Annotated in this window: 16 protein-coding genes and 1 pseudogene; 9 read left to right on the forward strand and 8 right to left on the reverse strand. The window is 39.2% G+C overall.

The features are described 5' to 3' along the window. Positions 1 to 91: 91 nt before the first annotated feature. Positions 92 to 556, reverse strand: a pseudogene (locus IT781_RS22905) (SMI1/KNR4 family protein); the annotation flags it as partial. A 176-nt stretch (positions 557 to 732) separates the two neighbouring features. Between IT781_RS22905 and IT781_RS19045 the strand changes: the two are divergent. Next, positions 733 to 996, forward strand: coding sequence for a hypothetical protein (locus tag IT781_RS19045; protein ID WP_194971764.1), 264 nt, complete (start codon positions 733 to 735; stop codon positions 994 to 996). Between the two features lie 331 nt (positions 997 to 1,327). Here the strand turns inward: IT781_RS19045 and IT781_RS19050 are convergent, their stop codons facing one another. Together IT781_RS19050 and IT781_RS19055 are read right to left on the reverse strand one after the other, a co-directional pair. Continuing rightward, a complete protein-coding gene (locus tag IT781_RS19050) occupies positions 1,328 to 1,792 on the reverse strand; it encodes a hypothetical protein (RefSeq protein WP_194971765.1) in 465 nt (154 codons plus the stop codon). Continuing rightward, positions 1,741 to 2,853 carry a hypothetical protein gene (locus IT781_RS19055; protein WP_194971766.1) on the reverse strand — a complete coding sequence of 371 codons (1,113 nt, stop codon included), beginning with the start codon at positions 2,851 to 2,853 and terminating at the stop codon, positions 1,741 to 1,743. The genes IT781_RS19050 and IT781_RS19055 overlap by 52 nt, the downstream gene beginning before the upstream one ends. Positions 2,854 to 2,955: 102 nt before the next feature. Here IT781_RS19055 and IT781_RS19060 point away from each other — a divergent pair, with 102 nt between their 5' ends. Together IT781_RS19060 and IT781_RS19065 are read left to right on the forward strand one after the other, a co-directional pair. After that, positions 2,956 to 4,002, forward strand: a complete 1,047-nt coding sequence (locus IT781_RS19060; RefSeq protein ID WP_194971767.1) for a hypothetical protein — start codon at positions 2,956 to 2,958, stop codon at positions 4,000 to 4,002. Beyond that, positions 3,999 to 4,871 carry a DNA/RNA non-specific endonuclease gene (locus tag IT781_RS19065; RefSeq protein WP_194971768.1) on the forward strand — a complete coding sequence of 291 codons (873 nt, stop codon included), beginning with the start codon at positions 3,999 to 4,001 and terminating at the stop codon, positions 4,869 to 4,871. The genes IT781_RS19060 and IT781_RS19065 overlap by 4 nt, the downstream gene beginning before the upstream one ends. A gap of 133 nt (positions 4,872 to 5,004) precedes the next feature. Here IT781_RS19065 and IT781_RS19070 read toward each other — a convergent pair whose 3' ends face one another. Together IT781_RS19070 and IT781_RS19075 are read right to left on the reverse strand one after the other, a co-directional pair. Then, on the reverse strand, positions 5,005 to 5,805 hold the full coding sequence (locus IT781_RS19070; protein WP_194971769.1) for a hypothetical protein: 801 nt from the start codon (positions 5,803 to 5,805) through the stop codon (positions 5,005 to 5,007). A gap of 45 nt (positions 5,806 to 5,850) precedes the next feature. Then, positions 5,851 to 7,007 (reverse strand): IS3 family transposase gene (locus IT781_RS19075; protein WP_194971770.1). Its coding sequence is split into 2 segments (ribosomal slippage): positions 5,851 to 6,737 and positions 6,737 to 7,007, totalling 1,158 coding nucleotides; the frame shifts between segments, so codons are not numbered across the junction. 488 nt (positions 7,008 to 7,495) lie between these two features. Between IT781_RS19075 and IT781_RS19080 the strand changes: the two genes are divergently transcribed. Further along, positions 7,496 to 9,055, forward strand: coding sequence for an SIR2 family protein (locus IT781_RS19080; protein WP_228779280.1), 1,560 nt, complete (start codon positions 7,496 to 7,498; stop codon positions 9,053 to 9,055). A 469-nt stretch (positions 9,056 to 9,524) separates the two neighbouring features. On the opposite strand, the gene IT781_RS19085 is transcribed toward IT781_RS19080, so the two are convergent. Further along, complete coding sequence (locus IT781_RS19085) at positions 9,525 to 10,643, reverse strand: hypothetical protein (protein WP_194971771.1); 1,119 nt, start codon at positions 10,641 to 10,643, stop codon at positions 9,525 to 9,527. A gap of 507 nt (positions 10,644 to 11,150) precedes the next feature. Then, positions 11,151 to 11,216 (reverse strand): rubredoxin, encoded by a 66-nt coding sequence (locus tag IT781_RS22910; protein WP_370527049.1) that lies wholly within the window; start codon positions 11,214 to 11,216, stop codon positions 11,151 to 11,153. A gap of 505 nt (positions 11,217 to 11,721) precedes the next feature. Here IT781_RS22910 and IT781_RS19095 point away from each other — a divergent pair. Genes IT781_RS19095 through IT781_RS19110 form a run of 4 tightly spaced genes read left to right on the forward strand, consistent with a single transcriptional unit; the run spans position 11,722 to position 17,617 of the window. Next, a complete protein-coding gene (locus tag IT781_RS19095; protein WP_194971772.1) occupies positions 11,722 to 13,242 on the forward strand; it encodes a tyrosine-type recombinase/integrase in 1,521 nt (506 codons plus the stop codon). Further along, positions 13,243 to 14,970 carry a hypothetical protein gene (locus IT781_RS19100; RefSeq protein ID WP_194971773.1) on the forward strand — a complete coding sequence of 576 codons (1,728 nt, stop codon included), beginning with the start codon at positions 13,243 to 13,245 and terminating at the stop codon, positions 14,968 to 14,970. It begins immediately after the preceding gene. Further along, complete coding sequence (locus IT781_RS19105) at positions 14,967 to 17,129, forward strand: hypothetical protein (RefSeq protein WP_194971774.1); 2,163 nt, start codon at positions 14,967 to 14,969, stop codon at positions 17,127 to 17,129. The genes IT781_RS19100 and IT781_RS19105 overlap by 4 nt, the downstream gene beginning before the upstream one ends. A gap of 2 nt (positions 17,130 to 17,131) precedes the next feature. Further along, positions 17,132 to 17,617: a hypothetical protein gene (locus IT781_RS19110; RefSeq protein WP_194971775.1), complete on the forward strand. Its 486-nt coding sequence runs from the start codon at positions 17,132 to 17,134 to the stop codon at positions 17,615 to 17,617. A 49-nt stretch (positions 17,618 to 17,666) separates the two neighbouring features. On the opposite strand, the gene IT781_RS19115 is transcribed toward IT781_RS19110, so the two are convergent. After that, a complete protein-coding gene (locus IT781_RS19115) occupies positions 17,667 to 18,968 on the reverse strand; it encodes an SIR2 family protein (protein WP_194971776.1) in 1,302 nt (433 codons plus the stop codon). A gap of 206 nt (positions 18,969 to 19,174) precedes the next feature. Between IT781_RS19115 and IT781_RS22915 the strand changes: the two genes are divergently transcribed. Further along, on the forward strand, positions 19,175 to 19,601 hold a 427-nt coding region (locus IT781_RS22915), incomplete at its 3' end, for a transposase (RefSeq protein ID WP_370527048.1).

Here is a 19,601-nt window from a genome sequence, read left to right on the forward strand (position 1 = left end):
ATCAGGCTTGTTGAAATCAATCCCGGCTTGACGCCATTGGATATTGCTTGGTTACGGCAAGCCCGACTCGTATAACTCGTAAAATGCGCTGCTATAGCGCTTCGTCCACTTTTGCAAGCAGAACAGCTGCGCCTCTTCCATTTTTCGCGTCAATGAATACTCTCCATAGTACGTTCATTTCTCTTTTGAGGCATAACGATTCAATAACCCGCGCAACTGCTGAGGCATGAACGGGCCGTAAGCTTTCCGGTGTCGAGTTGATTGACTGGTTATGCCTACTAGAACCGCTGCCCCGCCAGCCATTCAAGAAATGAAGCGCCACAGTCGATGAACGCCCCGTTTCGTGCTCCCAGAGGAGCACGACAGGATTATCGAGTGCGCACGCAGGCCAACAATACAAGTCACCGCATCCGTTGCTCGCAAATGGGACATAGCCCGAAGCGGACACGTAGCCTTGGTTGTTCTCGATCTCAGATGGTGCAAGAACTTCACAGCTAAACCGAAGGTCGTTAAGCCCACTAAGGCGGACAAACGCTTTGTACTGCCCAGGCAATTCACGCCCTAATTGCCTACGCCTGTGTTAACATTGGACAAAATGAACCCGACTTTCTACTATGTTAGCTGCCAGCATATTGCTGTTTGACAAAGTACGTGAATGGCAAGTTTGGGGACACTCAAAATCCATACCTGAATAGCGGCAACGGGTCGCCAGGAGACCGTAGGAGAACAAAGATGAATTTATTGATTCCAGTCACTCTGTTGTTGTGCACCGTGCTGACAGGATGTGCAGCCAAGCGCGCTGCGGCTGACTGTGAAACCATGGGTTTTATACCCGGTTCTGTCGAGTTCGCTCAATGTGCAGAGCGGCTCATGAGCGCACGACGCGCAAACGCGATGGAGTATCAGCGTTTGCAAACGGAAATTGCTGTGCAATGTGAGAAGTCCTCACACGGAATTTTCGGCCGTAACACCGGCCGCACTGATTGTCCACACTGAGTTGGATTAAGCCGTGGTCCATACTCTTAGAGGCTTCACTTGATTACAGTTTTTTGGCCTTCGAGCGTACACAGTTCATCGCAGCCGACTGCCTACGACGTCGGCTGAACAATGTCAATTTGCTTGCCGAATACCGATCATCCGATTGGGTTACTGGAAGCTTTAAATTTTGAAATTGGTTTGTGACCACGACGGTCGGGTAATGGCCGATCCAAGGCATTCAAAATCTGGCTGGGTTTGTATCGGAACCGGTGGCGGCTTTGCGATCGGAATGCCTGGCGGTTTTGAAGTCGGAATCAGTGGTAGTTTTGATCGAAATACGCAATTGAGGCTAATTTTGGCAGTAAGATCGAGCTTGAACTACTACAGAATAATTTATATCTCTCTCTTTCATCAAATCTTGTGTTTCATTCAAAATGGCTTTATACGCCTGCTTTTCTGCTTCTAGCCTTGATACCCCCCCGTCAAATTCCATAATTCCAGCACGTTCCAGAAGCACCTCTTGTTCATCTGATGAAAGCAAGCTGAAGTCTGCTTGAGATATTCCTATAAACCGCTGATTATTCTCACCAGCATCAGCTTCATCAATTTTAAGCGTATCATTCTCGACTAAGTAGAAATAATCGAGAAAGTAATTTTTTATAAATCCTTCTTTCTCCAAGTAACGAGTGAACTCTTGTACAGCCGTATCAAGGTCAAAGTCCTCTAATAACCTCACAATATCAGGCTCAAGCAACTCTTTTTTTAGCCAAAGATCAGAGGCAAATCGATTAAGGGGAGAGATTTTTTGCACCATGCAACCATGTTACGCACTGAAATGCGATAAGTTTTACCGTATATATAATTTTTCTTATAAATGAATGCAGCAAACAAGGCTGATTGCCAAGCCCTTCGGTCACAAGCAAATATGTTTTCACCCTTGATTGGTTGTTTTAAAAAGTCTGGCAATGAATCAAGTGAAGTATTCATAGCGGATGCTGCTAACTGCCAGATGTCCAGGTTAGGAAGTTGCTGGCGGTATTCAATCAAGTAATTGTCTTTCTCTTTCAGATAGTCCTTTAGCAAACGGATGGATGGCTGGAGTTTTTCGCGAGCGGCTTTTTCTGCGGCAATTTTTTTCTCACGTAATTCGATTTCTTTGCGTTTCTTTTCCTGCTCCTGTTCATAGATTTGATCTATCTCTATCTGTAATGCCGCTTGCAGGTCTGACTTTAACTTTGATCGAATCGGTTCCGCATCGGAATGAAATAACCATTTCTTATTGTTAACAGAAGCGACAACTTCTTTACGAATGGCTTCTAAATCCGCATCTCTGGCGACATCAGACAGATCAATTTCTATGCAAGGTATTTTAAGTTCATGCAGTTTATTTTCCTTACTTTCATCAACAAAATGCGTGACAGCAATTTCAATCAGAAAGCGAGAGCCGTTTATATGAGCAATAACATCAGGGATAACTCGGCCTAAACGTTTCTCCAGATTGATATCATCGATAATTGCTGTATGCTCAACACAGACTTCCGCTGTTCCTGATTTGCTAATGAACCGACCGTAAACTTCTCCATTCACCTGTTCATGAATCAACAATTCAGGTAAAGCAATCTGTGCAGACTCTTCCAAGACTTGCTTTGCCGCATGATGCAATGCGGTTTCAACCGCATGAGCACATTCATCAGATTTATAGTGTGCAAAACCATGCGCATTGATTTTCCCTTTTTTGGCGACAAGCCTGACGCCACAGGCTGCGCAAATACATCCACAGGCTAATCCCGATGGGACTTCACTGATATGGACGAGTTTGCCATCCCTTAAACCAAACGGTAATTTAACCTGATTTTTATTAAAATCGTTTTTCATGGAAGCCTCACTGATTTTCCAAAAGATTATTCTGGAAGCCAGCTTAGGCAGTTGCCATCGCGAGAAATAGATGATTTAAGGGGTATATACGGAGTAAATGCTATGGATAAACAGGTAGTTATGCAGAAACAGGAAATTGAGCAATTAAGGCAATCAGCCCAATGCGTTCTTGACTTTTATGATGAATTGGCAGAATTGGCAGACTCTAAACGGGATCTTATTCCCATGACTTTGTTTAGAGCAGTAGCGGCATTAACGCTAAACCCTGCCGAGAATGGCGTAGAGGTACGGGATATTCGGTTCACGCCTAAAGAGTTATTGGCCAAAGTCACCGAAATTGGACTCTTGAAAAAACTACCCAAAGAGTCTGAAGCATCTGAGTGGGTTCTGAGACACTGGGCTAATCTTGGAAAAGAAATAGAAAAAAGAAAGAGCCATCTGCAAGAGTTCTCATCCCGCCGTAATATGGAATTTTATCCGTGGATCGGCAAAGAAGAATCCACAGGCGGGCAGGCTAATCACTCCTATTATTACCTAATCACAAAATCTCTTGATGAACAGGCGTTAATTGATAACAGGCAATACCCTTGTCCTGAGGGTGGTTTACATTATGTGCCTGAATCGCTTTCTAATATCCCTATCTGGGCCAGATGGATTAGCGGCTTTGTTCTGAAAGGCTGGCAAAAATATGCATTCTTGTTGCCTGTATTGGTAGTGACCCTATTGGCTTTGTTCATATTTTATGTGCTTTTATTTCAAGGAATACATGGCAAGATTTCAGCAGTTACTTGGATAAGTCAATCATTGGTAGCGTTGGGTTTGGCTGTTTGGGTTTACTCAGCTCCGCTCTACCGTGTTGTCATTCATCGCATCGTGATGGCCCCGATTTGGATGGCGCCGCTTAAAGAATCGAATGTTCAACTGGAGCTAAAAAGAATCGGTACTGATCCTGAAACAGGAAATGCTATCAGGGAATTGCGCCTTATGATTTATTCAGCCCAATGCCCGATATGCAAGGCACGCGTTGAAGTAGAAAGCGGTGGTTTTGAATTTCCATTTCGGTTAGTAGGACGATGTCTCGAATCCCCGAGAGAACATGTGTTTTCTTTTGATCACGTCACTAAAATTGGCAAACCGCTTAGAAAATGAAAAAATACCTATTATTAATAGCATCACTTGCAATATCGCCTGTAGTGCATGCCCATCCCGGCAGGTTAAATGCGGAAGGCTGTCACACTAACCGCAAGACAGGTGAATACCACTGCCATCAGCACAATAAAGCCATCGATAAAAACACTGCCGCTGCACCTGCTGATTCATCTATTGCTGCACCAGAATCAGTTGTTACCAAGCTCAATGACATTGTCAAAGTCGGCTATCAAGGCTTTACAGTCTGGCTGGATTGTAAAGAACGCGCTCCTGTTAAATTCCGTTACAACGCACAGCGGGATACTGGCAATTTAAAGCGTTACGATCACTTTATGCTGGACCCTGATATTCCAGCAACATGCCAGCAACTCAGCAGTCAACCTTATGGAAAGGGCTATGATAGAGGGCATCAAGTACCTGCTAATCACTTGGATGCTGTCGAGGAAGCCATCAAACAGTCCAACTACATGACTAACATTCTGCCGCAGACCTCACAACTAAATCGAGGTGCGTGGTTACTGACGGAAGAGATTGTCGAGTGCTATAGGGATATCGATGAACTACTGGTGATGGGTGGCGTAATCTGGGGGGATAACGCCAAGGATGATTACTTTGTAGCTTCTCATGGAGTCAGAACGCCGGATTATTTCTGGAAAGTCATTATCCGGGGTGCAGGACAGGATGAACGTGCCATTGCCTGGATTATGCCTAATTCAACGGATGCAACCAAAAAGCACTTGGATGAGTATCTGGTTACTGTAGCGGAATTGGAAAAGCGTACGGGTGAGGTAATTCCGGTTGCTGATTATGCGAAGCATGATAAGCCATCATCTTCATGGCTAGTTCCGCAGGGTTGTAATAAAAGTTGATTTCGGATTCGAATAGTCGCTATCAACCATAAAGAGACGATTAGGAGTTTCACGACAATGGCCAGTGTATGTTTTAAAGCAATCGTTCAATGCTTGATTCAGGTACACTGTTAGCCTCACCTGGAACCACTTATTAATTTATTTCATTGTAGCCATTTGGAATTTTTTCACATCCAACAAAGGAATTGAATGTTCCGAGAGAATCTACGATTGTGAATTGCTGTCCCATGAAATATTGAGTGTAAACATGGCTTCTTACCTCTGTGGCAAAGATATTTAGAGCATGCACTAAATTTGAATGTATCCAATACAGTTGCTTGCGCCAATTATCGTATAGTTCATACCTACGATGGTATTCATCTTGATCTTCAATCCGCTCTCGCTTCCATCTCATATCTAGGAGCCACAACTTGGTGTTATCTGCATAGAACGCATAAGGTGACTTAGTAAAGTGATCAATTAAAGCCTGCGTTCTAGTATTAAGATCAAATATTGATTTTTCGAGTCCAGGTATTGTGTTCGGCATCACTGTTCTGAAAATAAGCATCGTAATTTCTGAAAATCCGTCAATTACTTCGCTTTGAATAGAATTGGCTATCAAGCCTTCACTTATTGATGGCCAATATCTCAAGTACATCTTGTTAGTAATTTCATCCACCAGATATTGATGAATAGTTTTTTGTTCACTGCTTTGAATTATGGTCCCAAGAATGCTATGAACTAAATCTTGATCAAGACCAAAGAGAAAATCCTCTACCTGATGTGTAAGTAAAACCTCAGCTTTTTCAAGCTGGTAATCTTTTTCCAGCTCTTTAATCGCACTATATATATGAGGTGAAACGCCTCTATATTTATCATTCACTACAAAATAATATTGCCTTACTGATGATATTTTGTCCCAATAAGAGTTTAACTTGCCAAAATCTTCTTTCATCTTTTTGATAGCGGCTGATGTGTCAACACTTTTCCGGACACATTGTTACACAGCTTTTTGCTGTATTTCATAGTCTACCGGTGACAAATAGTCATTGGCAGAATGCAGGCGTTCTCGATTATAAAAGACCTCAATATATTCAAAAATCGCCTGCTTAGCTTCCTCACGAGTCCTAAATTGACAGTGATGCGTCAATTCCGTTTTCAAGGTATGAAAAAAGCTTTCAGAGACGCTATTATCCCAGCAATTTCCCTTACGACTCATGGATTGAATGACGTGATGCGCCTTTAAAATAGCGCGATGACTATCGGAAGCATATTGACTGCCGCGATCGGTATGCCATAACAAGCCTTTACCGGGTTTACGCTGCCAGATAGCCATCAACAGAGCCTCATTGACCAGTTGGGCTTGCATCCGACTGTCCATTGACCAGCCGACGACCTTTCTGGAAAACAAGTCAATCACCACAGCCAAATATAACCAGCCTTCCTGAGTAGCAATGTAGGTCATGTCGCCGACATAATAGCGATCAGGCTGTGAGACTGTAAATTGTCTATCCAGTAAATTAGGGGCAATCGGCTGGGTATGCTTGGAGTCTGTTGTCGCTTTAAATTTTTTCCTGGTTTTACAGACCACTCCCGCCCGATTCATCAGCCGACCAATCCGTCGCCGACTCACCACGATACCTTGCTCAGCGAATTTCTTTTTAAGACGCCGTGTGCCATAGGTTCCTCGGCCTTTTTGAAACAACGTTTTCAGTATTACAAGCAATTGCTCATTTTCCTTGGCCCGCTCTGTGTTCGGCGAATTAAACCATTCATAATAACGACTCCGTGAAATGTTCATGAACTGACATAGCACAGCGACGGGGAAGTCTTCGGAATGCTTGGCTATCCAGGCGCACTTCACTGCATTTCCTTCGCAAAGTACGCGGTGGCCTTTTTTAACAAATCCCGCTCCTGAGTGACTCTGGCTAATTCTTTCTTCAGCCGTTTAACTTCATCATAAATATGTTCATCCGTTCTTTCGATGGCCGTTTTCGGTTTTGAATACTTACTAATCCAGGTATGTAACGTATTGGGATTCAATCCTAAATCTCTCGCTGTCTGGGCGATTGGCTGATCTGATTCAACAGCCAACTTAACAGCCGATTCTTTAAATTCTGATGTATAGCTATTGGGTTTTTTAGTTTGATCGCTCATTTTTAGACACACTATCTTTTTCAGGTTATTTTAAGTTGTGTGTCCGGTTTAATGTAGCCGCATCAGGCTTCAGTGTTACTAGGCAAGTCTTCAGGCGCATAAACTTGGTAATATTTTCCATAATCCGAGCACCAACCATCATTACCTCGATCACCAATATTCCCATGAGGTTTTACTGGTTTAAAGCTTGGGTCGACGTTGGTCATGACCTTGACAAACAAGTCCTGGTATTTTTGACCATCTGATTCATAAACTAATAGCTTGTACTTTGTTCTCATATTCTTAATATAAATTAATAATTAATTAGACAGCTTCTCTGTATCTACTACCATATCTCATCGTCTGATATGAGAACCGTCTCGGACTTTCACGAATAACCCAGAATGCCTTCTTATTTCCGTTGCTTTTTCTAAGACGAAAGCTTAGCTTACACTGCGTTAAAACTAAATCTAATTCATCGCATATTACTACAACCAGGAGCCTCAATTATGATGGATATTAAGGAAAAGCTTATTGAAATATTCAAATCTAGAGCTGGTGGACCTTTCCTTTTTGTCGGTTCTGGATTCTCTCGTCGATACTTAGGATTGGAAGATTGGAAAGGACTTCTAAGTCGATTTTGTGTGACTGGAAAGCCATTCGAATATTACTTAGCAGCAGCGGATGGTGATTATCCAGCAGCTGCAAAATTGTTGGCGATTGATTTTAATGAGTATTGGTGGAAGGCTGATGAATACCAAGAAAGTGTAAGGAAATATAAGAGTAAAATCTCAGGTAATACTTCCGCGTTACGCATTGAAATATGCAACTACCTTTCAACCTTGGATCAAGGAAAAGCTAAAAGTTCTGATTATGTGCGTGAAGTTGAGATTCTATCAACGTTAAATGTTGATGGAGTAATTACGACGAACTGGGATATGTTTATAGAACAGATATTTCCAGACTATAAAACGTACATTGGCCAAAATGAATTACTTTTTTCTAATCCACAGGAAATCGGTGAAATATACAAAATCCATGGCTGTGCTAGCATTCCTGAGTCACTAATTCTAACTAATGATGACTACACAGGATTTAATGACAGAAATGCGTACCTTGCAGCCAAACTAATTACAATATTTGTCGAGCATCCGATAGTTTTCATTGGTTATTCATTATCTGATGAAAACATTTCTGGATTGCTTAAAGCTATATCGTTGTGTGTTGGGCGCGGTAATGTCGAGCAATTTAGGAAAAATCTTATTTTTGTTCAAAGGACTAGTAGTAGTGAAGAGCAGGACTTATCGGACACCTTTATTACAATAGAAGGAATACAAATACCCATAGTCTTAGTTAAAACAAACGATTTAGTTCCGATTTACGAAGCGTTAGATGCTACAAAGAGAAAAATACCTGCACGAGTACTGCGCTACTGTAAAGAACAACTTTATGAGCTTGTAAAATCTGCCGAGCCCGAAAAGAAAATCTGCGTAGTTGATATTGATGCTATTGACCGAAAAGAAGATATTGAGTTTTTAGTGGGGGTTGGGGTTGTTTCCCAGGCCCAGGAAAATATGATTTCTGAAATCGGTTATGCCACGATAGAAACTAAGGATTTAATTCTCGATCTTCTACATGGGAATAGTAGTTATGATTCTCATATGATTGTTAATAATGTATTGAAAAGAGCTGCGCGATACACCAAGAATGTACCTGTTTTCAAATATCTTCGAGATATTGGTATTGTTGATAATGAGTCATATGAAAAAAGTGGGATCGAATTAGATAAGATAGTTAAGAGGGAATTAAGAGAGTTTCATGGGAAATCATATACGCGCACGTTTTATAAAAACTATCGTCACTTAACAATGGAAGAAATTATAGAAGCCTGTACGCCAGAAAATGCATCCGCTTATATTCCATTTATTTCGAAGGAAAAAATTGACCTTGATTTATTACATAATTTTCTTGTCACTAATCAGGAAAAAATGGATTACAAAAGTTCGAGCTATGCAAGTAATTTTAGGAAATTGGCCGTGCTCTATGACAAGCTTAAGTTTGGGTGGTAGTTGTTAATAACGGGCGAAACGAATGGTGAAGAACTCTTCGACACTGAGTTCTATTACAACCTTTAAATAGCTCCTCTAGAAGAGACCGTATCAAAAAGCAAAAATTGATAAGTTTGCGGAATGATCATGTCAAAGCAGAGGAAAATAACAAGCATCGTGGGGCCAATAATTGAAAATTAACCACCTCTGGTTGATCAGGAAGATAACTTTCATACCCAAGATCTAGCTGGCTTAGTGATGAGTTTTAATACAGCTTTCAGCTAAGAGCGGTCAATAATAAAACTGTTCACACAGATTCCTCTGGTTCGGCTCGAGATAGTTGTGCTTCTGAAATTAGTCAAGATCAGATTATCAGTATTTTTATATAAAATAGCTATCTTTTCCATAATCATTAAGTTCCAATTTATGCTTTTATGAAAACTCTGGCGAACCAAAAGCCGCCAGGATTTTCGTTCTGCAATATTTAAAATTATTGAATGCTTTCGAAGAGAGCTTGTGCTTTTTGGCGAGCAATTGAATCTAATTCCTTACTCAATGGGTCAAGATTAATACCATCTCGACCATCCACATACATCGGTCCACCAACGTCATCGTCATAGAGGGAACCATCTTCATGAATGGCGTAATAGTCATCCTCTGCCAGATCGGCGCCTAGCATCTGAGCAAAATAAATCCACGTCCAACAACGCTGCAAGTCGTGGCTGTCGAGGTCTTCAATAAGCCTGATGATTGAACCTATATGGCCTTTTTCAGCGGCAATTGTCAGCCAATGTTTTAAGCCTGCTATATGCTCTAAATTTTCAGCAATATTTGCGGCTCTGACTGGATCATGATTAATGCTCCTATCTTGTTCAAAAAAAGACGGATCACCAAACACATCTGCCAGATCAAGAAGCGCATCTTCATTGCCAAGTTTTGATGCTTCTCGAAGATGAAATTCATATTTTTCATCATGGAGTAGATTTTTTGCAAACTGATCAGCCCATTCTTTTTCTATGCCAATCAGTGTGCGGCCTTGCTTTTCCAAGTTATACCAATGCTCGCTACCTTGCCCTCGACCATTATCGGGCGAGTAGTAAAGGGCAAGGACATAATGCGCAGATGCATTACCTTTGCTAGCTACTCCTTCGAGTTCGCTCAATAGCCTAGGTGGAAAATTATAACCTTCGGTGTCATCTTCAAAAGCAGACCAGTCTTCAGTGATTGTATCAGCTAAATCGTCATCGTCATCATATTCATCATCCCAATACGACCAATCACTGCTTAACTTAGATATCAAGTGAGAAAACTTTGCGACGGTAATTTGATACTCTGAAATAATCGCCGGAAGCTCGGAAGACACAACATCAGCTGTTGCAGGCTGGTAGCCCAATTCTATGCAGCGCTGATACAACGCAGAGTTTTGTTGGGGAGTATTCTTTGTTTTTTGTTTTCCTTGAAAAACAACTGCATCGACACCAAGTGATGCGAAGGAATTGAAGCCAAATAACGAGGCTAAAAATTCGTAAATATGAGATCGCCTAAGGGTGTTACCCGTTTGGGATTGGAGACGCTGCTGCGCAAGATACGCAAATTCTTTGATGGTCATGACAATTTTCCTCAACGCCAAGCCGATATCGGGTTATATGCACACGTTTAATCCCCCGACGACGAGGCTTTGCTATTAAAGAAAATTATTCAATGACAATAGTGAAAAACATTTTTCAACAAGTAGTGAAAATGGCCTTTTTTTACTCGTGTGCAAGTAGGGTGGGCAACCTTTTTTGATTCTAATTTCGAGCTTTGGTTTTGTCAATAAATGGCACGGCTCTGCGTATTTTTATTTCCAAAGTGGTAACAGATAGATGGCTTAAAAAATTAGATGATGCGCCGAAAAGCTCATTGTAAAGGCCCGATCAGCTCGATTTCTTGCTGATTTGGTTAGCATCAGAAGAAAACATCGTTTGGAACGAAGGAACAGCTTATTTCACTGCTCTTACACCTAACGTCAGGAAAAATTTCCTCTTCCGCCAGAATGGAACAATACTGATGAGAGAGAAACTGAGGGCAAATAGAATGGTTCAGCGATAGTCGGGAGACTACAGCTAAAAGAGAACTACACTAACAGCTTGAAAAAACTTTTCGGCGCATCGCAAATTGGACAAGCCCAATCCTCTGGGATTGTCTTTCCGGAAGGTGCCTAGTGCAATGCCAGAATAGAGCGCCTTTGGCTTCATCGTAGATATGTTCACATTCTAGGCAATGATATTTACGGTATTCATCCATCTTTGCTCACCTCAATTCTATTGTTGAATTCTTTTGATGAGAACTGTGAAACGCGCTTGATGCAGTGCTGATCATTAATTCATGGATTATTGGATGAATTAATAATGATATTTAAATTAAATAAATACAATTATATATATTAAATAATATGAAAACATTTATATTTTATCATATTATTTAATATAATAAATATAATTGTGAGTGTGAAAATATATATATTATTTTACAATAAATGAAAATACTTAAAAATTTATTTGACGTGTTATTGTTTTCGTGTTTTTATAGATATGTGTTTAATTTTGTAATAAGTTATTCAAGGATATTTATAGTGTCATTATATCGGTTTTATGGATGATTAATAATATGTATACACATGTAAAATTAGTTACTAAGAGAATCACATGTTATCGCATGATATAACGACAATACCGGGTGAAGTATCAGTTGAAATCGTACCGCAAATTTTTTTATCCGAAATCGGTGCGTATGATCAAAATGATGAAAATCCAAATCATTTTTACTTTGTAGTTTCGGATATCGATGCTTTAGAACAAGAAAAGATTGATCTTTCCTTTTCAAATAAGCCGACTCATTTTCGCCGTATCTCAAGTTATCATAGGCGCAGTATTGATGAAGCTTTTCATTTCCCGCTCATTGTATCCAAAGATACAGGCCTTCCTTTTCTATTAGCATGTAATTTCTTATATGAGTGGTATAAGTTAACTAGCCCAAGCCAAGAAGTACCTACTACTACGACGGTTAGAGTATATGCTCATCATTTAGCTCACATGTTTAATTTTTTTTATACGCATCGAGATGAGTTTGATTATTTAAATTTTAAATTTCGGCTTGAAAATCAACGTCCTGTTAGTAAATATTGGAATTTCCTCAGGGAACAGATGGATGAGGGAAATATGAGTCGCGAAAATGCCCGCTTACATCAATCAACATCAGCGCATTTTTTTAAATATGCTCGAAGAATCGGATTAATTGACCCAAAGGCAGAACTATGGCGTGAAGAAACAATTAACGTACAAATTAGTAGTGCAACACGAGGTAAAGCAAATAAACAAATAGTTAGGCCTGTTCATGCTATCAAAAGAATCAGAAATAAATCCGTAACTTCAAGTTATATTTTTGATGGTGAGCCACTCAGACCGCTTAATGCCAATGAACAAAAAATTTTTGTTTCCGCCTTGAAAAAAATTTCCCCCACTTGGTTCAAGTATTTAGCAATAACATGTCTATTAACAGGTGCCCGACTGGGCAGCATAGGAACTTTGCGAGAAAAACACGTAATTGATCTAAAACGGCAAATGGCCTTAGGAACAGCTATCCCATTTGTAAAGGCGGGTACCGCTCATACTCTAATTCAGACCAAGCATGACAAGCCTCTTAACCTATATTTTCCTCGCTGTGCAGTTAATTATATTGATGCGTATTTATCATCAAACGTCAGAAAAAAAGATTTAAAGAAAGCAGAAAGCAAAGGGTTCGTTTTTGAAGATAAACATAATCAGCATTTATTCATAAACCAACAAGGCTGCCATATCTACTGGTCAAAATTTAATATTAATTTACTAAAAGACTGGATACCACCATCTACGAGGCCAGGTAGTGTAGTCTCCCATTTCGTTAGTGAAATATTAAAGCCTGAAATGCAAAAGTTGGGTTATCAGGGAAACTTTACATTTCATTTTCTGCGAGCAACATTTGCAATGAATTTTATAAAGGCAAATTATCGTCTTAATATGTCTAATGAAGAGATAAACAAGCTGTTGGATAATCTAAAAGACCTACTGGGGCATTCTGATATTAAGGTTACGCAACGTTATTTAAATCATTACAACACTGATCTGAGTGATTCCCCCATATCGCTTGCAAATGAAGAATTTGTCAACGAATTGTTGAACGGATTGTAAATGCGAACAAAAGTGATATGGAAGCAAGGCGCACCTTGTGAGTTGCCTGAACAATTTGATCCTTTTTCAATTCAAGTTTGGGGTGGAAAAGATTGCTTGTCTCTTGGTAGCTTAAAAGCTCCTTCAACATATAAAAACGATAATTCAAAATCAATTATTGAATGGATTGCGCTGGAATTTATGCGTTTTACTTTATTAGCGCAAAATCAAGATTTATCAGAACTGAGAATAAAGAATTTCATTGATACCGGAAATTGGATGATTAGGCACATAGTGAATCAAGACCTTGACTACGATGTAGTGGAAGACTACAAATCACTAACAAAAATTTTCCAAGAAATAGCTGTAGCAACAAGAAGCGATACTTTAAGACGTTCTAATAATTCAAAGCAAGGGAATAGAACGCCAATTAATCATATACAGAATATAAACAAATTTTTATCTTATCTTTACCCTAATGATACTCAAATTATATCAGATCACCTTTATCATGGAAAAAGATTAGATTCAATTATTGAAGCACCGTCTGAAGTCTGCATTGTTGAAACAGTACGATACATCGCTAAGCGTGTTGAGTCTGAAGCAGTAAAAATAAGTAAAGCTATATCAATTTTACAAGCTCAATTCATTCTGACTGAAAATGATGTTTTGTCGTTTTTTAAATCTACTAAAGATTACAGAAATTCATTTTTGTATCTGTTCATAGCGATTACTGGCATAAACGCGACTAATGCAATGCTTGTAGCGATAGAGGATTTGGATGTTGGTAATGACAAAAAAACATCCGGTAAATCTGTAGCTGTATATAAGCCGCGAGCTAATAGAGTTGTATGCTTTGAAATTCCCAAGGACATTTTAATAAAATATGTTGCTTCGTTTGTCGGCATTTTTAAAAAATATAATGCACTCTGTGATAAGTTTAGCTTTAATTTTAAATTCGATTATATTGGAAGGCAGGTCTTCCGTGAAGACGGAGAATACAGACATATCTCGCAGTACTATTTGTTTTATAGCTGGTTAAAGGCTGTTAGATCACAATTGATTAGCCACGTAGAACAGCGTTTAACGCAAGAAAATATACTTGATCATATAATTAAAATTCCAACTCCCAAGGATTTACGTAACTATAAGGCTACAGCGATTGAAAGCAAAAAGGGTCACATTCTTTCCTCAATAATAATGCAGCATTCAGCCGAGACTGGGGCTAAGTATTATTTGAAAAGACAAGAAAAAGAGGCTATTGAAAATCTAGGAGAATTTTATGCCAATTTTGAAAATGTTATCAAAAATATTGGAGAAAAGGTTAAAGATAGATTGACGATCACCCCTGCCGGTAAATGTAGTGCGACTGCTGAGCAAAAATCAATCATTGAATTGAATACAGAAAAAAGTGCTTATGTCATTGGTGATTGTACAACGCCTACTGGATGCTTATTTTGCTCGTTTTTTATCGTTCATGCTGATGAAGAAGGCATTTATAAGCTAGTTTCAATGCGTGAATATATTTTATTAAAGAATGAGACAATTTCTTATCATAGCGAAATTGAAAACAGCTATGGTGCGATTATTGAGCGTATAGATAATATTTTGCAGCATTTAAAAGTCGAATTGAAAGAAACAGCAAAAGGATGGATAGAAAAAGCTGAAGACAAAGCCGCGTATAAATTACATCCGGTCTGGCAAGAACTCTATGAGATGGACGCGGCTTTAATGGAAGTAACGGCATGAATCAAGCTGCTTATAATATATTACGCCCGACAGCTTGCGAATACATAAAATCGGTTTTAGGATTGACCGTCGAGCAAGATTTTATTTCCCTTGCTGATAATAAGCAGCAGATTGATGATAACACTCCCATTACTGCTTCTTATCTAGATGGCTCTTATAAAAGTGTTTTTAAAGATGACGTTTGGATAATTTCAGAAACAAGTCAAATAAACTTCACCACAGGGGTAGAAGGCTTAAGTTTTAATGAAGTGTTAGAGTTAAAAACGCTTACTTATTTATTTCTGGAAATCCCCTTTCCACGAGCTAATGGACTTTACAAAACACGCTTAGCACCCAAAACTGCTTTTATTCGTGCTTCTACACTCAAGGCTTTAAAAAAAACGAATACATTAAAGTCAAAACCGATTCTATCTATATTTACTGATATTAATGTTGCAAACCAACTCGCTAGGGAAATTCAAGACGCAGAGATAAATAAAACACCGTTATTTTCGCTTATATTTGCAAATCTCCAAGCAATTATATCTCATGTAAAATATCTTTCACTTAGCTATATAAATATTAAGCCTGTCTCTTCAGAAAGTTTGAACAGAGTGCTTGAAGCCATCTATAAAAGAGCAAGAGCGCAATCTGAACAGCACACTGTTATACCACCCATAATATATTCGCAAATATATAATGACGCCATTGATATTATCAAATCATGGAATTTTGATAAATTTAAGAATGATGCTGATGATTTAATATCTGCATATACAGATCTGAGTGATACAGGAAGCAATAACCATAAGCCGGCTGGTATATCAAGAAAAGCTTACCAAAATAGATTAAATAAGTATCTCACACATGAGGAAAAGATATACGAAAGACCTGGTAATTACGAATACTTTAAAGACAAAATTAAGTCAGTTGGACAGGTCAAATCGACATCATTTTTTCATGGATCACGGAACATTACAGGGATTACTTTTGAAATACGACGTATACAAGCTTTTTTAGCGCGTCTGATTCTACTTGAGACAAGTATGAGAGAAAACGAACTCATACACTTACTGAATGAACCGATAGAAGCAGTCCCGACGGCTAAAGGCAGTGTCTTTCTAATACTAGGCAAAGAAACTAAGATTAGCGGTGGACAAAGAGTCGGTTGGGTGGTTAGCAAAAATGGAAAAATTGCCCATGAAATTTTAAGGCAATTGTCTGATTTTTCCTACCAAATACAAATCAGAGAATCATCTAGACCCAGATGGCTTTTTCCTCGCCTTGCTTGTTCTTTAGTTGATAAAAATTCAAATAACAAAGATGGTAAATGGGGCCCATCTGAAGGGCGAGTCGCTGATTTTAAAGCTGCCGATGACAAGCCTACTACTATTACATCTCTATTTAAATACAAAAATCCTAGCAGTAAATGGGCTTATCGTACTGGTGAGTATGCTTTGTCCAGTGCTGATGTTAATTTTTTGCGCACTTACAGCACATTAAGTAACTGCCTGAATGATAATGTGCAACCGGATCAAGTTTTTTCAATATCAGAGCACCAATTCAGACGATCATTAGCCTTTTACGGATCGGCTTCTGGATTATTAGCCATCGCAGATTTGAAGCACCAGTTGAAGCATATTGCTTCAATCACAACGTATTATTACGCTGACGGTGGTAAAGCTTTACTACTATCAGGGCTCTTGCTCGATGACGAGACGTATAGCGAATTGAATGAGTATATCGTTAAAAATACAGGACAAACTGATACGATTTTAAGGAAAGAGTTGATAAGCATTTTAGATGATTCTAAACATACTTTGTTTGGTCCTGGCTTAATGGCAGTGAAGCAATTTACAGAAAGTATCAAACAATCAAGTAATCCAGACCGAGAATGGTCGGATCTGGCAAAAGAGGGTGCCATCAAAACGAAAGAACTCCCCCACGGCTGGTGCATTACCACACAACCCTGTGATGATTTTGCTAATCAGAATTTGTCTCAATGTTTTAACTGTGCTAACGGTGTACTAGACCGCAATAAATCGATTGCTTTAATAAATGAAGCTAAAAAACAAGCAAAGCGTGCGAAAAACGAATTTAACAAAAGAAACTTTACACTCCTAGCTACAAGAATAGAAAAAGCCGCAACGACAATGTACCCTAATTTGTTTAAAAATTAGTCATGAAAATTGAATTCGAGAGCGAGCCTGAATATAGAAAAAAATATGCGCATTTTTATGAGGCTATCTTAATTTTGCTTCAAGACCAGACGGCCAAAATAAATGTGAATTCTGTTACCAAACAAGCTGGCTACTCCCGAAGCTCAATAAGAAAGGACAGGGCTGAGTGGAAGCCACTCTTGAAAGATATAGAAGTGGCAAATAACGTTCAGTTACAAAAGCCACACTTTTTTGCTAAAGTCACAATTGAGAAAAATAAAGCTATAAGCGCAAATGCAAAGGAGTATAAAGAAAAATATCTAAATCTCTTGTCTGCGTTTTATGATTTATCAAGAATAGTTGAAGATCAAAAACAAACAATAAAACAGCTTGAATTAGAAAATGCTGAACAATCAGATAAGCTTGCCGGGTTAAAACAAGAGATTGATAAAATAAAATCAAATAGCAAAGTCGCTCATTTATCAAGCGCAAAAAAATATAATAAATGATATCAAGGCGGTAGCCCAGTTCTCAAATTGGTTAAGCGACCACACTTACCTAATCCTTGCCAAAAAACATTTCTCTTACTCTCTTACGAAAATCTTCAGGATCTCCTGCGCTGTAGTCTTTTGGAAGATTTTTTATAAGTTCATGACGAAACCTTAAAGTCCATAAAATAATTTCTGTTCTTATATTTATATCGCCATCAATTAACTGACCTATAGCATAGACCATTTCTGGGGTTATACTCAGACTAGTGCAAACATGCTGGCACGGATTAACCTCCAAACAAAATGCCTCATTAGTAAGGTTTTCAAAGAGGGTTTCCTCAAAAACATCAATACCCTCTGTATCCCCAAGAAAACCTCTTATATATATTTCAGCCATCTTCCAAAATAAATCTGATTCTCTTTCTTTTTCATTTTTTTTCTCCCGTAGCGCAGCCCCAAGAAGCGCCAGAGCGGTATGTATATTTATTCCAAAAAAAGGATGTATTCTACAACCAAAAAATGGTCCTATGTTGCTTAGCAGCCACGGATTTATTTTTGCGACTTCTTCTTCCGTATCTTGATAAAAACACCATGCAATTTCAGGATAAAAGTAATCATCTTTTAGGATTTCAATTAAAGTTTTAGTAAAAACATCTTGCCATCCACCATATCCAATAACTACCAAGAGCTTTCCTTTTAGAAGATGCCGGAGCGAATTTGCTAGTAGTGGCCTATGACTGGTTAGTTGAGCCGGAGAATGCAGAGTGTCTCCACCGATCCAATATCCATGAAGGTGAATTACATGTGGAACGGTTCCGTTATTTGCATAAATATTGCCGTCACCATGTAGTGTGGTACTGAAATAATCGCCACCTTGTTTCTTTATTGCTATTTCGATCAAGGGATCAAAATTAGTTGTTAATACGGTTCCGCCTATGCGGTGATTGTATTTCGCTAAAATAACTCCTAGCGCCCAAACACCTGGTGTCAGATGCCAACAGTCAACATCAGCTTCTAGGGAACGTAAATAATGTTCTTCATATGTCTTAACTGGTTTCCTTTTGAGCCTTGCTTTAAGCACCGCATCTTGTACTATCTTATTGCAAATATCTTGCCCAGAAAGCTTATTCAACTCACTAAAAGCTATCTGATAAGAATTTCCAGAACCATTGGCTAGTGCTTTTTCAAGGCTATCCGCACCAATTCCTTTTAAATGCCCTTTTACTTGACTAACTATTTCATAAGCTCCAGGAACTCCTTTTTCTCTCTTCTTTTGAGGAGCCGTAAGAGCAGATCCAACAAGAAAAACTACCTCGCGATTGCTGTGTGCAATTTTATAAACCAGGGACATTAAATCTTCTGAATTCACGGTAATGCTCCGAATAAGTTTGGAAAACTTCGATTCCTAAGTGTGTTCGCACAACTAATTTGACTAGCAGAAGTTTCTATTTTAACCTGAGTTCGGGATAAAAAAGGGAGCAGGTTCTTGTTATAAAAGAGAAAATAAGTTTTCGACGCTAACTTTCTCCGAACAAGAACCTGCTACTGATGAAATTAACACAGTTATTCTGCGATGTGGACGATTTTTGCCAAACCTTTATAGCGGCATGGCAAAAAAATCAATTAGAGCAAGGTAAGAAGAAACGCCATCGTCCCCATCGGATGAGTGATAGTGAGATGATTACGATTTTAGTGGCTTATCATCAAGCCGGTTTTCGAACCTTCAAATGGTTTTACCTGAAGCATGTGCAGCGCTATTGGCGGGCTGAGTTTCCTAATCTGCTAAGCTATAATCGCTTTATCGAGCTGATGCCAAAACTGTTGGCGCCGCTCACTGCCTTTATGGCCAGTCGTCGTGGTGTTTCGGCAGGCATCGCCTTTATTGATTCAACACCGCTGGGCGTGTGCGAGAATATCCGCATTCCACGGCACAAAACCTTCACTCAGGAAGCCGGGCGCGGCAAATCGTCGACCGGCTGGTTTTATGGCTTCAAATTGCATC

It is taken from the genome of Methylobacter sp. BlB1 (assembly GCF_015476545.1).
GTDB lineage: Bacteria > Pseudomonadota > Gammaproteobacteria > Methylococcales > Methylomonadaceae > Methylobacter.

What these genes read in the sequence shown, in the direction of transcription:
- IT781_RS19045 (WP_194971764.1), top strand. Translation starts at nt 733, where the DNA reads ATGAATTTATTGATTCCAGTCACTCTGTTGTTGTGCACCGTGCTGACA.
- IT781_RS19050 (WP_194971765.1), bottom strand. Translation starts at nt 1,792, where the DNA reads ATGGTGCAAAAAATCTCTCCCCTTAATCGATTTGCCTCTGATCTTTGG.
- IT781_RS19055 (WP_194971766.1), bottom strand. Translation starts at nt 2,853, where the DNA reads ATGAAAAACGATTTTAATAAAAATCAGGTTAAATTACCGTTTGGTTTA.
- IT781_RS19060 (WP_194971767.1), top strand. Translation starts at nt 2,956, where the DNA reads ATGGATAAACAGGTAGTTATGCAGAAACAGGAAATTGAGCAATTAAGG.
- IT781_RS19065 (WP_194971768.1), top strand. Translation starts at nt 3,999, where the DNA reads ATGAAAAAATACCTATTATTAATAGCATCACTTGCAATATCGCCTGTA.
- IT781_RS19070 (WP_194971769.1), bottom strand. Translation starts at nt 5,805, where the DNA reads ATGAAAGAAGATTTTGGCAAGTTAAACTCTTATTGGGACAAAATATCA.
- IT781_RS19080 (WP_228779280.1), top strand. Translation starts at nt 7,496, where the DNA reads ATGATGGATATTAAGGAAAAGCTTATTGAAATATTCAAATCTAGAGCT.
- IT781_RS19085 (WP_194971771.1), bottom strand. Translation starts at nt 10,643, where the DNA reads ATGACCATCAAAGAATTTGCGTATCTTGCGCAGCAGCGTCTCCAATCC.
- IT781_RS19095 (WP_194971772.1), top strand. Translation starts at nt 11,722, where the DNA reads ATGTTATCGCATGATATAACGACAATACCGGGTGAAGTATCAGTTGAA.
- IT781_RS19100 (WP_194971773.1), top strand. Translation starts at nt 13,243, where the DNA reads ATGCGAACAAAAGTGATATGGAAGCAAGGCGCACCTTGTGAGTTGCCT.
- IT781_RS19105 (WP_194971774.1), top strand. Translation starts at nt 14,967, where the DNA reads ATGAATCAAGCTGCTTATAATATATTACGCCCGACAGCTTGCGAATAC.
- IT781_RS19110 (WP_194971775.1), top strand. Translation starts at nt 17,132, where the DNA reads ATGAAAATTGAATTCGAGAGCGAGCCTGAATATAGAAAAAAATATGCG.